This is a genomic window from Bacillus sp. ME78 (assembly GCF_903970865.1).
Lineage (GTDB): Bacteria > Bacillota > Bacilli > Bacillales > Bacillaceae_G > Bacillus_A > Bacillus_A cereus.
In genome coordinates, this window is the sequence record NZ_CAJCKK010000003.1 from 251045 (window position 1) to 263898 (window position 12854).

Here is a 12854-nt window from a genome sequence, read left to right on the forward strand (position 1 = left end):
AGGATGGGCTGTAAGCAGCACCATCCTTTTATTTTGATATCATATCGATCCACATTTTAACAGCAGTGCCTACAATTAAAGTGGACAATACATATTGCAGTACTTTTTGATTTAACCTCTTCCCGACTCGTGCTCCAAGTGGCGCAGCAAATATACTGGCAACCGCAATAATTAGAGCTGGAATGATAACTACTTGCCCAGTAATCACTTTTCCTGTAGTAATCCCTATTGAGGAAATAAACGTAATAGCGATAGATGTCGCGATCGTCATGCGCAGTGGTAATTTTAAAATAACTAGCATAATGGGAACTAAAAGGAACGAACCTCCAGCTCCTATAATGCCTGAAGCTCCCCCTACAACGAACGCTAACAAGCTTGCTAACCATTTATTAGACTTCACATCTCCACTATTATTTTGTTTCGGTACAAACATCATAATAGCTGCAATTGTAGCTAATGCTGCATAAACAACATTGACTGTATGTTCCTCTAATATGTTAGCACCGAAACTCCCTATGAAGCTTCCTATTAATATACTAGCTCCCATATACATAACTAACGTTTTATTCATGTCATTACTTTTCCGGTATGCCCACGCGCCTGCAAAAGTTGCAAAGAATACTTGTACCGCTGTAATACCGCTCACTTCATGTGACGTATAGCCAGTAAATCCTAGCAATACTGGAATGTATAAGATCATCGGATAATTAATAATCGCGCCACCAATCCCAACCATTCCTGATATAAACGATCCTATAAACCCAATTATAAAAAGTAATACGACTAAGCTCATCTTACATCCCCCGCCTTCTAAAAAGAAGGTGATTTAAATGAATAAGTTTACATTCCCATCCGAAGCATCTGCTAAATATGCCCCTACACCTGCAAACTCTACCCCTTCCATAATCTCTTCCTCTTTTAACCCTAATAAATCTACTGTCATTTGACAAGCTACAAGTTTAATTCCTTGTTCTTTCGCCAAATCAATTAAATCTGGCAAAGGCATTGCGTTATGTTTTTTCATAATGCCTTTAATCATCTTCGGCCCCATGCCAGCAAAATTCATTTTGGATAATCCCATCTTATCAGCACCGCGTGGCATCATTTTTCCAAATACTTTTTCTATAAATGTTTTCTTTACATTCACATGTTCATCTTTCCTTAAAGCATTTAATCCCCAGAAAGTATGAAAAATAGTTACCTCTTGATCATACGCCGCTGCGCCATTTGCAATAATATAAGCAGCCATTGCTTTATCGTAATCCCCGCTAAATAAAACGATTGTTGTTTTCTTCTGTTGTTCCATATTGTTCTCCCTCCAATTACCTATAGGGGTATTTATTTATTTATAAAAAGGCCCAAATCACTTACTTCACTATATGACTTTACCTTCCCACGCTAACATACCACCTACCATATTGATTGCTTGAAAACCGTAGCTCTCTAGAAACTGAACTGCTCTTCCACTTCTTCCGCCAGAGCGACAAACGATAATATACTCTTTCTTTTTATCCAACTCATGCATTCGAAACTCTAATAGCCTTAGCGGAATATTACATGCTTCTGGAATTCTCCCTTCTGCTACTTCTTCTACTTCACGGACATCTACGATATTTACTGCTTCTTTACGTAACAATTTTTCTTCTAATTCTTTTGCTGTCATTTCTTTCATTTTAAAGTCCCTCCTCACAAAGCATTCATACCACCCGAAACGTTTATTACTTGCTGAAACCCTAGTTTTTTCAACATCTTTGCAGCTTGCTTACTTCTCATTCCACTTTGGCAAATAACGATTACTTCCTTATTTTTATCTAACTGACTTGCTCTACTAGCTAACTCATTTAACGGGATATTCTGAAATCCTTTCATATGATTTCCTCTATATTCACCTACTGTACGAACATCGATACGTTGTTTCCCCTTTTTTTCCACTATATTCTTTAATTCTTTTCCACTGATATTTTGCACACCTTTCACTGGTAAAAATCGTGAAATAACAAACCATGCAGCAAGTACAATGAAAAGCGTACTTAATATTGTGTTCATATAACCAACCTCTCTGCATTTATAACAATATTTTTTTCCTACGCCTTCTTAATCCAAAACTTCAGCACATCAGCTTCTTCTACATGCTTTACGATGTCATGACCACTTTTATTTGCCCACGCTGGAATATCCTTAACTGACCCTTTATCCGTTACGTGTATTTCTAACACTTCTCCAGTTTGTAGAGTATCCATTGCTCTCTTTGTTCTTACAATCGGCATTGGACATGCTAAACCTTTCGCATCTAATACTTGTTTTATATTCATCATCAATTCCTCCAATTTGTTATTTTTATAATGACTCATGCACTGCACAACGATTTGGGCCAATCTCCATTTCACGCTCTTCTTCCACACTCGGATGAATTTTCCCCATATTCGTTTGACGAATTTCTTCATATGCATTTGGTTGTGGCGGTAAGTTCTCTGTCACAGTTTTACGAAACTCTATTTCATCAACAATATTTAACCCTACATTCTCTTTAAATAGCTCTTGTAAGCTCGCACTCACAATGCCTCTTTCATCCATTTCACTTATTTTTGAATAATGAGCTGGTAAAACAATTAAATCTTGAGACAGTTCCTTATACAGCGTATATAACGTATTTCGTAAATCACTCACCCAATCTTCAGCCTTACCAGCAAGGTCAGGACGCCCAATTGAATCTACAAATAAAATATCACCTGATAATAAATAAGAATCATCTACAATGAATGACGTACTTCCAATCGTATGCCCTGGTGAGTATAACGCGTCAATTTCAATTTTTGTACCCCCCACCGTAATAACAGATCCTTCTACAAGTGGTTCATATGAGAAAACGACTTCCTCGGCATCTTTTGGCGGTAACCAATACGTACCACCTACCTTTTCAGCTAACTTACGTCCTCCGGAAATATGGTCTGCATGTAAATGTGTATCCATTACATTCGTAATCGTAACGCCATGCTCTTTCGCAAACTCCTCATATGCTTCAACCGTTCTTACTGCATCAATAACTGCTGCTTCACCGTTAGAAACAACCATATAAGATAAACAGCCTTTTCCAAGACGATTAAATTGATATATACTTCCTCCGCCCTGTACATCCCCTACTTTTAACGGCTTCACATATTCACTCCAAGCTTTCATACCACCAGCTAAATAATAAATATTTTGTAATCCCGCCTCTGTTAATTGCTCTGCTACAAATATAGAAGACCCTTCTTTTGCACATACTACTAAAACATCTTTATCTTTAGGTAATTCACTTACAATATGATCTACACCATCTAACAAATCAAAGTAAGGTCTATTAATAGAAGAAACTTGTTTCCCTTCAATTTTCCAATCTTCATAATCCGTCTCATTGCGAACATCTAAAATAAATAACTCTCCGAATAAAACTTTCTCTGCCACATCTTTTGCTTGTAACGGTTTAACATTCATTTAATTACCCCCATAGGTATATTTTCGTTCAAAAAAATTTACTTCTCTATATTCCCTTGCCACTCTACCATACCTGGAATGACATTTTTCACATTTAAATAACCTTTCTCATTCAACATTTGGCAAGCTATATCACTGCGATTACCAGTTCGGCAAATAACATAAATTTGCTTCGTCTCATCTAACACTGCGCTGTCTAATTCACCTAATGGTACCGAAATGGCGGATGGAATATGGCCAAAAGCAAATTCCGCTGCTTCGCGAACATCTAATACAATGCTCTCTTCTCCATGAGACAATATAGACTGTAATTCTGCATTCGTAATTGTATGAGGATATTTCACAACTTCATTCACTTCATGCTCGTTTGCTTTCCTAACATAATGCACCAATACATCCCCCTCTTGTTTCGTCCCGATATATTGATGTCCTACTTTACTCGCCCAACTTTTTATATCTACCGTAGATCCTTTATCTGTTGCCTTAACTTCAATCACTTGCCCTGGTGCCAATCCTTCTATCGCCTTCTTCGTTTTCACAATAGGCATCGGACAAGCCAAACCTTTACAATCTAAACTCATATCCACTTTTATACTCATAATCGATTCCTCCACAATCCATATACATATACCTGCAGGGGTATATTAAAACGTTTTTGAAAATCTGTCAACAATTATGTTTGACAGATTATCGGCTTTTTACAAGTAATTGAACAGCTTCTTTAATTAACTCTTCATTTGAACCATTACCACTTTCAAACTGTTCACGCAAACATTGCTCTAAATTCGTTCCAACAACGAGTCCAATTGTACGATCAAGTGCAGAACGAGATGCTGTTAACTGTGTAATAACTTCTCGGCAATCTTTTCCTTCTTCCATCATACGAAGCACACCACGAACTTGACCTTCAATACGTTTCAATCTATTTTTCATATCTTGATTATATTCCATTCTATAATCACCTCATTACCATTATGTCACCATTTATAACCTATGACAACATATTATACCCTGTAGGGTATTTTGTAAACCCCTATTTTTAATTTTTGTCTTATATGTTCGCAAACCAAAAAATAAAACCTTAATCTATAGATTTTCATCTTCCACTAAATCTTGAAGTAGAAGATGAAAAATATCAATATACAACACGTTCTGGCAATACTGTCCCATACAACTTAAAACCACCATCTACATTCTTTACCTTATATCCCTTTTCCATTAACATACGCGCTGCAACATACCCTCTCATACCAAGTTGGCAAGTGATATATATTTCTTTGTCCATTGGTACTTCATCCAATCGATCACGTAATTCATCTAACGGAATATTAATAGAACCTTTAATCATTCCCTGTTTTAGTTCATTAGGTTCTCGAACATCAATAAGGTACCCACCATTTTCAACAATGTGATCTATTTCATGCCATTGCACTGTGTCCACAAAACCATCTACTATATTACTTGCAGCATACCCCACCATGTTTACTGGATCTTTTGCAGAAGAATACGGCGGGGCATATGATAATTCTAAATCTGGTAAATCGATTACAGTTAAATTTGCCTTCATTGCCGTTGCAATAACATCGATACGCTTCTCTACTCCATCACGCCCTAAAGCCTGTGCTCCGTAAATTTTTCCGCTTTCTTTATTAAAGATTAATTTTATTAGCACTGGCGTAGCATTCGGATAGTATCCCGCATGAGAATTTGCCTGTACATGTACTACCTCATAGGGTATATTTAATCGTTTTAATATTTTCTCATTTACTCCAGTCGAAGCAACTGTTAAATCAAAAACTTTAGCCACAGAAGTTCCCATCGTACCTTTATATAAAGACTCCGTATGACCATGAATAATATCTGCTAACATGCGACCTTGACGATTAGCTGGCCACGCTAAAGGAATCATCGTTTCGGTTTCTGTAACAAAATCTTTCACTTCAATCGCATCACCAATTGCATATACATATGGGTCAGATGTTTGAAATTTCTCATTTACCTTTATCGTTCCTCTAACTCCTAATGCTAGTCCTGCATCTTTCGCTAAACTACTCTCTGGTTGTACACCAATTGCTAAAATAATCATATCTGTTTTTATAAGTGAGCCACTTTTTAAACGTACAACAGTCCCATTCTCTTCTAACGCATCTACACCATCTTCAAAAACAAGCTCAACATTGTGCACCTTCATATGCTCATGTACATATACTGCCATTTCATAATCGATTGGTGGCATCACTTGATTCGCCATCTCTACAAGAGTAACTTCAATCCCACGTTCTCTTAAATTCTCAACCATTTCCACTCCAATAAATCCACCACCAATAACCGTCGCATGACGTGGTTTCTTCTCATCAATATACGCTTTTATACGATCTGTATCAGGTACATTTCGTACCGTAAACAACGCCTTTGCTTCTTCAATGCCCGGAATAGGTGGAACAATTGGTTTCGCCCCTGGTGAAAGAATCAAAACATCATATTCCTCGTTATATGTTTTACCTGTAGTTACATTCTTTATAGTAATTGTTTTCTCTTCTTTATTAATCTTTACCACTTCACTCAATACACGTATATCTAAATTAAAACGCTTTGACATCCTTTCAATAGTTTGTACTAATAATTTTTGTCTTTCTGTAATGACACCGCCAATATAATATGGCAATCCACAGTTTGCAAATGAAATGTATTCACCGCGTTCAACCATAATAATTTCATCTTCATCACTTAAACGACGAAGCCTTGCAGCTACTGATGCCCCGCCGGCAACTCCGCCTACTACAACTATTTTTCTGGACATATTTTAAACCTCCATATTATTTAATTTTCTCATGTACCACAAAAACCTATACCTGTATGGGTATATGATAGAGTATAAAAAATTTAATTTCAATCAATATGTCTTTCTTTCACAAATTTGAAACAAATAAAAAAGAACTTAGATATCTCCAAGTTCTTTACGAATGAAGCAATCCATCGTTCCATTTTCATACTTCCTATAATCTCTTTGTAAAACTATACTCCATGTTCCCGCCTAGTGCTGCAGCTGTATCACCAGTTTCTCTAAAATCATGTGTATATATTTTTTCAAATGAATCGAAATCTACTTGCTTATAAAATTCAAAACAAGGGAATCCATCATGCTCTCCTTGAATATCAATACTACCATCCTTTTTCACACATACATGTAATAAATAATCTACAGGAGGTGCATATATATTTAATGGATTACTTGCACTCGCACTCATTTTAAATTGCACACCACCAGGATTCCATACGATATTCTTGCACACAATATTTTCAGTACTCGCTTTTCCTGTTCTTTTATTCACAGAACCATCTGGATTCGTAACCTTCTCTGTCGTAATACCCGTGTTCGCATATGAAAACACTTCTTCTTTATAAAAATCCACTACTACCTCTTGCTCAACTCTAGAGCGCATCGCATTTACCGCATACGGTGTGAATTCACGTGAATCACCTTCGAATTGAATTACTTTTCCTGTTTCCATATCCTTCTTAGCCTCAGTCCAAGACATTGGAATAAATACACTGGCTCTAATTTTCACGATATTAGTCATAAGAAACACCTCTATAATTTTATTTTAGATACGGCATAATCTTGAGTAAAACAGCCCACAATCTCGCTATCATAATAAATAGCTTTCTCTTTTACGCTTGCTACTTCCTTCTGAAAAATAGCGCTATATTTACAGCTAGATTATCGTTTTAAAGCTATATTCCATCTCTCCAGCTAGTGCTGCTGGGGTATCATCCGTTTTTCTGAAATCATGTTTGTATATCAATTCAAACGAACCAAAATCTACTTGTTTATAAAATTCATAGCAAGGGAAACCATCATGTACACCTTCAATATTCACAGTACCACTTTCATTAGCTCGTATAGTCAAAAAATAATCAGCTGCAGGTGCTGCTGCGTTTAAAGGATTACTTGCACTTGCTCTCATTTCAAATGAAACTTCATCTTCACTCCATACAATATTTGTACATACAATGTTTTCTGTACTTGTTTCTCCCTTTTGATACTCAATTGAGCCATCTGGATTTGTAATCTTCACGGTGACGATACAAGCATCTGCATATGTGAAAATTTCTCTTTTATAAAAATCAATATTTACTTCTTGTTCTAACCTTGAACGCTTTGTGTTCACAGCTTGTGGTGTAAACTCACGTGCATCTCCAGCATATTCAAACACTCTTCCTGTTGCAGGGTCCTTAATAGGTTCCAGCGATGCATACGGTGCAAATACACTCCCTCTAATTTTCACGATATTAACCATGTGAAACCTCCATTGATTCTATATTATATAAATCATTATTTGTTCTACCAACATAATATAGTCAATTTGATTGACTACAAGTGCGGAGGTTATATACATGGATCAAACATTTAACGAGTTAGATCTTACATCGCTTTTATCATTATCATTTAGCACATTAATCACTGAGCTACATGACAAATTAAGTGAATTAGGATTTGAAGATATTAGGCCAGCACATGGTTTTATGTTCAAACGCATCCTCCCTAATGGGGCAACTGGTATAGAGCTAGCTGAGTATTTAGGGATTTCCAAACAAGCTGTAAGTAAAATGGTGGATTCTCTTGAGAGTAATGGCTACGTTACACGCAAAACACATCCTACTGATAAAAGAGGTAAAATCATCGTTTTAACCGAACGTGGTTTGTCAGTAATGAAAGCTAAAGAAGAAATAGTAGCTGAAATAGAACAGCGATGGATTGAAAACATAGGTGCAGAACGAATGCAAATGCTGAAAGAGGATTTAACAACATTCGTTACTAAAGAAAATACAGAGAAATTATCATCAAATATACGACCTGTCTGGTAAACAAAAAACGAATCCACTTTGATTCATATTTTTCAAAATGGATTCGTTTTTCTATAGGTGTATTAAAAATCATGAATTTCTTTAAATTTTATTCTACTGACTATATTTTTTACACGTTATATAATTCCATAACTCTCTTCACAACCAACTCCGCAGTATTCTCCTCCGGTGGCATCAATAAATTCGTAACCGGTCCATACACAACAGGGCTTAATTCCACTTCATACCCACCATATGAGAATTCTTCCTTCGTTGGTAAATAACCAATATATCCATTCGTATATCCACCAAAGAAAGCTAATTCATTTTGAAGATTCTCTTTCACTTCTAATGCCGTTTCCGAAAAAGGTTCCATCGGTAAACCTGAAAACATACCATCATTAACTTGAAACAATTGCACTTCTAAATCAATACTTAACCGCCGAATACCTTGCCTATATTTCTCTAATACGATAGTAAGCCATTCGTCCGTATTCACGCCCCACTGCTTCTCGGCTAATCGAGCCATGCTTCGTATCTCATCAAATTCAGAAATATCCTTCAACTTCATTTGCATCATACTCGAAACTGTCCTTAGTTTTACAATTGGACTATATGTAACTGTTGGTAACATCGTTAATACATGTCCACTAAGTATGTAAGCCATTTGTTTTAACGCTTCCCTTGAACCGCGATATTTCGCATACACATTTCCAGCGGCACCTTGAACGATAATAACAGGGCCGTTCACTATCTGCTCTAGAATCTCTCTCGTCATTCCAGGATAATCCGCTGATAATTCATCACTATCACCTTTTAAAACATTCGGATGCGCAGTACAAAATACTAAAACCCCAGATAACTCCTTCGTTTCAGCATCTCTTATTGCTAACATACCAATTCGTTTATCTACAACACCATCTATATTTGTTCCCATCTTCGCTTTTCCATCAGATGTTCTCTCTCTTCGATTAACCCCAATATCACCTGTCGTAACACTCCAGCCAACTTCACATCGCTTCAAGTTTTTATTAGCAGTAACAGCACCATGCACTACATTATTTACTAAAATCGTTTTATACGACTTTACTAAAGGATGATCACCGACTGTTTCCAGCCCAGAGTGTGTATGTGTATAAACAACAGTTATTCGCTCAAATGGCACATGAAGCCTACTTGCTACTCGCTCACGAATCATATTCGTATCTTCTACTAACATCCCAATATTATCAATACTTATAAACACAGTTTTCAGTTCATCTTTTTCAAATACAAAAACTGTCCCATAAATACGCTCTTCAATATTATTTATTCCTGTCTCTCTATGATATCCGACAAAATCAATACCTACAGGCGGCGTAATATCAACCTTACATACCCCTACTTTGCTCATTTTAATCGCTCCATTTCTCTATGTAACTCCCTTTTTTCAAGAATAGCATATTTAACTTGGTTCCAAATAAAAAGAACGGACACAGTATCCTATGTCCGTTCTTCCCCTCACACATACTTCCGATGCACCATCTTCCCATCATAAGAAAACACAACGCCCTTACTCTCCACGATGGACTCCATATGCACCGTTCTTCCCCATAGCTGATGAAGATATGGCAATACTTTTTCTAAGTATTTTAAATCGAGCTCGATTCCTTCGTAACTATGTTTAATGTATAATTCTCCGTTCTTTAAGTAGTCTCCATCTTCTACTACTAAATACGGGAACCCACCATTTGTCCGCATATTTACGAGTTGATCACGCACATTTTCCCATTCTTTATCTATTACTTTATATTCTTTTCCTTGGCGCTGGAATAAGTACATATCTTCTCGCATAACAAGATCTTTATTTAAGTAGTTTCTTAGGAACGATACGTCCCATTCAATTTCGCGTACTTCAAACATTTTATCACGGCCAGATCCTGGTTTTACGCCTCGTCGCTTCATTTCTTCAGTCGGATTGTTGTACCGTTCTTCAATATCTTCAAACATTTTAATACCGAGGTAATATGGATTGATGCTTGTTTTTGATGGCTGTACAACACCTGCATTTAATTTCGCAAATTCAATTGCTTCATCAGATGTTAAGTCCATTTCACGAAGTATGCGTTGATGCCAGTAGGACGCCCAGCCTTCGTTCATGATTTTCGTTTCAAGCTGCGGCCAAAAATATAACATTTCTTCGCGCATCATCGTTAATATATCACGCTGCCAATCTTCTAGTTCACGGCTATATTCTTCAATAAAGAGGAGCAAGTCTTTCTCTGGTTGCGGTGGGATCTTCTTCTTTTTGCGTATATTGGATCGTTCTCTCTTTTTGTTTCGATCATCTAAATTCCATAGATCATCGTATTGTGATACCTTTTTCTTTTCTACTTCTTCTAAATCATCAATACTCCACGCAAGTTTGGGACGCATGAGCGACGGGTCAATGTGCTCTTGAATGGCAAGTACGGCATCTAAAAATGTTTCTACTTCTTCTTTTCCGTACTTATGCTCATATGCTTTCACCCGTTCAGCTGTCGCTGACATACTTTCTACCATATCTCGCTTCGTATTTGAAAAACGAATATTATTTTTAAAGAAATCACAGTGCGCTAAAACGTGCGCTACAATTAATTTGTTTTGAATTAAAGAGTTCGTATCTAATAAAAAGGCGTAACATGGATCAGAGTTAATAACGAGTTCGTATATTTTACTAAGTCCTAAATCGTATTGTAATTTCATTCTGAAAAATTGTTTTCCAAAACTCCAATGTGAAAACCTTGTCGGCATCCCATATGCACCAAATGTATAAATAATTTCCGCTGGACATATTTCATAACGCATCGGATAAAAATCAAGCCCAAATCCAGTCGCAATTTCCGTAATTTCCGCAATCGCATATTGCAGTGCTTTATCGTCACTTGCTCTCATTATTTTCCCTCCTTACACTTTCCCTTAAGAAAGTGTATGATGAAGAACAAGCTTTCATGAGGATTGATTGCATAATAAAAAGACACCCTCGTAAAAACGAGAATGTCTCATCTATTAACCTTCAATAATCTCCATCTTCTCCATAATTGGAGTACGAGCTTTTCCTTCTGGTGCTTTATCGAAATAGCCGATATGAAGAATTCCAACGATACGTTGGCCTCTTGTTAAACCGATTCCTTCTATAAATAATGGATTGTAGTTTAATCCGCCTGATTTCCAAACGCAACCTAATCCGCGTTCCCAAGCAAGAAGTTGGAAGTTTTGCATGAATGCACATGTTGCAGCATAATCTTCATCACGTTGAATTTGACGCGGATCTTCATTTATATATACAACGATTTGTGCAGGCGTGCTTAAAAAACGATCTGATAAAATTTTACCGCGTTTCGCTCTTTCTTCTTCTGTGAAAGAGTTTAATACTGCATCTACTAATTTCTTGCGGCCTTCTCCGATGTATAGTTTACAATTCCATGGTTCACGGTGCTTATGATTTGGTGCCCATGTTGCATCATTTAATAGTTCAATTAATAAATCTTTTTCTACTGCTTTGTCTGTAAATGTACGAACAGAGCGCCTTTCTTTAATCACATTAGCGATGGAAGTATATGTAGTCATATTTATCTCTCCCTTATTTTTATCTATATGTATAAGTTTATCGTCAGTATTGATATTGATTTTCAATTTCGATTATACCTTAGTTTTTTACTATTAATCAATGTTTTATGTTGGAAAACTTCTAAAAACGTCATTCCATGCTGTGAATAAAAAAACTTAACTTGTTCACAAGTATTTCACATTTTATGGAAATGATATGTGTACAGTTTTCCACACTATCCATCTAGGAGGAGTTTACATGTACAAAAAAATCGCGGTAAGTATGACTATGGCAGCATTATTATGTGGGATATCCACCTTCCCTACGTCCGCTGCCACACCAAAAGAAGTAACAATGCATCACCATAAACCAATTTCAGAAGAAGAAATGCAGTCGCTAGAAAAACTCGGCTATAACAAACATGAAATTTGGAAAGCTGCTCATATTGCAAGAATCAGTAGACAAGAAATAAAAGGTGTTTTATCTTACTATAAGCAAAATAAATCTTGGGAGAAAACAGCCGAGCATTTCGGTGTAGATCCAAGTAAGCTGAAAAAGCATCATATGAGTAAAGAAACAAAGCAAGCACTGCTACAACAGTTAGCAACTATGCAAAAATCCACACCGGATCAGCTAAAACAAAAAATGAAAGAATATAACATCAAATTGCGTCATCTTACTGTGTTAACAATCATCTCTCAAAAAAGCAATACCCCTCTTGATGATGTATTAAAAATGAAAAAAGATGGAATGGACATTAAACAAATTGCCGAAAAATTAAATGTAAAAAGAGAAGATATACGAGCGGAAATGTTGAAATTAGTGAAGTCTATTAAAGAAAAGAAAACAAATTAACACGCTAAAAAGGAAGAGGTATTCACTACTCTTCCTTTTCTTTATAAACTTTCAACTTTGAAGTATAAATTTCCGTCTTTCCCAAAAACTAACACAAGTAAATGACGTA

At 36.3% G+C, this 12854-nt stretch carries 16 protein-coding genes; 2 read left to right on the forward strand and 14 right to left on the reverse strand.

Annotation, left to right across the window (positions count from 1 at the left end; genetic code table 11):
- Positions 1 to 28 precede the first annotated feature (28 nt).
- The 11 genes from H6481_RS06740 to H6481_RS06790 form a co-directional block, all read right to left on the reverse strand.
- The gene (locus H6481_RS06740; RefSeq protein ID WP_182811269.1) at positions 29 to 793 is read right to left on the reverse strand and encodes a sulfite exporter TauE/SafE family protein; all 765 of its coding nucleotides are present in this window, start codon (positions 791 to 793) and stop codon (positions 29 to 31) included.
- Positions 794 to 826: 33 nt separating this feature from the next.
- Positions 827 to 1306: a DsrE/DsrF/DrsH-like family protein gene (locus H6481_RS06745; protein WP_000437741.1), complete on the reverse strand. Its 480-nt coding sequence runs from the start codon at positions 1304 to 1306 to the stop codon at positions 827 to 829.
- 69 nt (positions 1307 to 1375) lie between these two features.
- The gene (locus H6481_RS06750) at positions 1376 to 1672 is read right to left on the reverse strand and encodes a rhodanese-like domain-containing protein (RefSeq protein WP_000661802.1); all 297 of its coding nucleotides are present in this window, start codon (positions 1670 to 1672) and stop codon (positions 1376 to 1378) included.
- Positions 1673 to 1686: 14 nt separating this feature from the next.
- Positions 1687 to 2046 carry a rhodanese-like domain-containing protein gene (locus H6481_RS06755; RefSeq protein ID WP_063546510.1) on the reverse strand — a complete coding sequence of 120 codons (360 nt, stop codon included), beginning with the start codon at positions 2044 to 2046 and terminating at the stop codon, positions 1687 to 1689.
- A gap of 38 nt (positions 2047 to 2084) precedes the next feature.
- A complete protein-coding gene (locus tag H6481_RS06760) occupies positions 2085 to 2315 on the reverse strand; it encodes a sulfurtransferase TusA family protein (RefSeq protein WP_014481958.1) in 231 nt (76 codons plus the stop codon).
- Between the two features lie 22 nt (positions 2316 to 2337).
- Positions 2338 to 3474 (reverse strand): MBL fold metallo-hydrolase, encoded by a 1137-nt coding sequence (locus H6481_RS06765; protein ID WP_001101341.1) that lies wholly within the window; start codon positions 3472 to 3474, stop codon positions 2338 to 2340.
- Between the two features lie 38 nt (positions 3475 to 3512).
- A complete protein-coding gene (locus tag H6481_RS06770; protein ID WP_000023953.1) occupies positions 3513 to 4073 on the reverse strand; it encodes a sulfurtransferase TusA family protein in 561 nt (186 codons plus the stop codon).
- 88 nt (positions 4074 to 4161) lie between these two features.
- Positions 4162 to 4425, reverse strand: coding sequence for a metal-sensitive transcriptional regulator (locus H6481_RS06775; RefSeq protein WP_000456206.1), 264 nt, complete (start codon positions 4423 to 4425; stop codon positions 4162 to 4164).
- Between the two features lie 184 nt (positions 4426 to 4609).
- Positions 4610 to 6274: a CoA-disulfide reductase gene (cdr, locus tag H6481_RS06780; protein ID WP_182811272.1), complete on the reverse strand. Its 1665-nt coding sequence runs from the start codon at positions 6272 to 6274 to the stop codon at positions 4610 to 4612.
- Positions 6275 to 6470: 196 nt separating this feature from the next.
- Positions 6471 to 7055, reverse strand: a complete 585-nt coding sequence (locus tag H6481_RS06785) for a DUF3238 domain-containing protein (protein WP_071731155.1) — start codon at positions 7053 to 7055, stop codon at positions 6471 to 6473.
- A 135-nt stretch (positions 7056 to 7190) separates the two neighbouring features.
- The gene (locus tag H6481_RS06790; protein ID WP_000247262.1) at positions 7191 to 7775 is read right to left on the reverse strand and encodes a DUF3238 domain-containing protein; all 585 of its coding nucleotides are present in this window, start codon (positions 7773 to 7775) and stop codon (positions 7191 to 7193) included.
- A gap of 97 nt (positions 7776 to 7872) precedes the next feature.
- Here H6481_RS06790 and H6481_RS06795 point away from each other — a divergent pair, with 97 nt between their 5' ends.
- On the forward strand, positions 7873 to 8343 hold the full coding sequence (locus H6481_RS06795; protein ID WP_063535698.1) for a MarR family transcriptional regulator: 471 nt from the start codon (positions 7873 to 7875) through the stop codon (positions 8341 to 8343).
- Positions 8344 to 8452: 109 nt separating this feature from the next.
- Here H6481_RS06795 and H6481_RS06800 read toward each other — a convergent pair whose 3' ends face one another.
- The 3 genes from H6481_RS06800 to H6481_RS06810 form a co-directional block, all read right to left on the reverse strand.
- Positions 8453 to 9715 (reverse strand): neutral/alkaline non-lysosomal ceramidase N-terminal domain-containing protein, encoded by a 1263-nt coding sequence (locus H6481_RS06800; RefSeq protein WP_182811275.1) that lies wholly within the window; start codon positions 9713 to 9715, stop codon positions 8453 to 8455.
- A 107-nt stretch (positions 9716 to 9822) separates the two neighbouring features.
- The gene (gene spoVR / locus H6481_RS06805; protein WP_001202719.1) at positions 9823 to 11235 is read right to left on the reverse strand and encodes a stage V sporulation protein SpoVR; all 1413 of its coding nucleotides are present in this window, start codon (positions 11233 to 11235) and stop codon (positions 9823 to 9825) included.
- Positions 11236 to 11349: 114 nt separating this feature from the next.
- The gene (locus tag H6481_RS06810) at positions 11350 to 11910 is read right to left on the reverse strand and encodes a nitroreductase (protein ID WP_000214818.1); all 561 of its coding nucleotides are present in this window, start codon (positions 11908 to 11910) and stop codon (positions 11350 to 11352) included.
- Positions 11911 to 12148: 238 nt separating this feature from the next.
- Here H6481_RS06810 and H6481_RS06815 point away from each other — a divergent pair, with 238 nt between their 5' ends.
- Positions 12149 to 12745 carry a hypothetical protein gene (locus H6481_RS06815; protein WP_071731153.1) on the forward strand — a complete coding sequence of 199 codons (597 nt, stop codon included), beginning with the start codon at positions 12149 to 12151 and terminating at the stop codon, positions 12743 to 12745.
- Positions 12746 to 12854: the final 109 nt, after the last annotated feature.

What these genes read in the sequence shown, in the direction of transcription:
- H6481_RS06740 (WP_182811269.1), bottom strand. Translation starts at nt 793, where the DNA reads ATGAGCTTAGTCGTATTACTTTTTATAATTGGGTTTATAGGATCGTTT.
- H6481_RS06745 (WP_000437741.1), bottom strand. Translation starts at nt 1,306, where the DNA reads ATGGAACAACAGAAGAAAACAACAATCGTTTTATTTAGCGGGGATTAC.
- H6481_RS06750 (WP_000661802.1), bottom strand. Translation starts at nt 1,672, where the DNA reads ATGAAAGAAATGACAGCAAAAGAATTAGAAGAAAAATTGTTACGTAAA.
- H6481_RS06755 (WP_063546510.1), bottom strand. Translation starts at nt 2,046, where the DNA reads ATGAACACAATATTAAGTACGCTTTTCATTGTACTTGCTGCATGGTTT.
- H6481_RS06760 (WP_014481958.1), bottom strand. Translation starts at nt 2,315, where the DNA reads ATGATGAATATAAAACAAGTATTAGATGCGAAAGGTTTAGCATGTCCA.
- H6481_RS06765 (WP_001101341.1), bottom strand. Translation starts at nt 3,474, where the DNA reads ATGAATGTTAAACCGTTACAAGCAAAAGATGTGGCAGAGAAAGTTTTA.
- H6481_RS06770 (WP_000023953.1), bottom strand. Translation starts at nt 4,073, where the DNA reads ATGAGTATAAAAGTGGATATGAGTTTAGATTGTAAAGGTTTGGCTTGT.
- H6481_RS06775 (WP_000456206.1), bottom strand. Translation starts at nt 4,425, where the DNA reads ATGGAATATAATCAAGATATGAAAAATAGATTGAAACGTATTGAAGGT.
- cdr (WP_182811272.1), bottom strand. Translation starts at nt 6,274, where the DNA reads ATGTCCAGAAAAATAGTTGTAGTAGGCGGAGTTGCCGGCGGGGCATCA.
- H6481_RS06785 (WP_071731155.1), bottom strand. Translation starts at nt 7,055, where the DNA reads ATGACTAATATCGTGAAAATTAGAGCCAGTGTATTTATTCCAATGTCT.
- H6481_RS06790 (WP_000247262.1), bottom strand. Translation starts at nt 7,775, where the DNA reads ATGGTTAATATCGTGAAAATTAGAGGGAGTGTATTTGCACCGTATGCA.
- H6481_RS06795 (WP_063535698.1), top strand. Translation starts at nt 7,873, where the DNA reads ATGGATCAAACATTTAACGAGTTAGATCTTACATCGCTTTTATCATTA.
- H6481_RS06800 (WP_182811275.1), bottom strand. Translation starts at nt 9,715, where the DNA reads ATGAGCAAAGTAGGGGTATGTAAGGTTGATATTACGCCGCCTGTAGGT.
- spoVR (WP_001202719.1), bottom strand. Translation starts at nt 11,235, where the DNA reads ATGAGAGCAAGTGACGATAAAGCACTGCAATATGCGATTGCGGAAATT.
- H6481_RS06810 (WP_000214818.1), bottom strand. Translation starts at nt 11,910, where the DNA reads ATGACTACATATACTTCCATCGCTAATGTGATTAAAGAAAGGCGCTCT.
- H6481_RS06815 (WP_071731153.1), top strand. Translation starts at nt 12,149, where the DNA reads ATGTACAAAAAAATCGCGGTAAGTATGACTATGGCAGCATTATTATGT.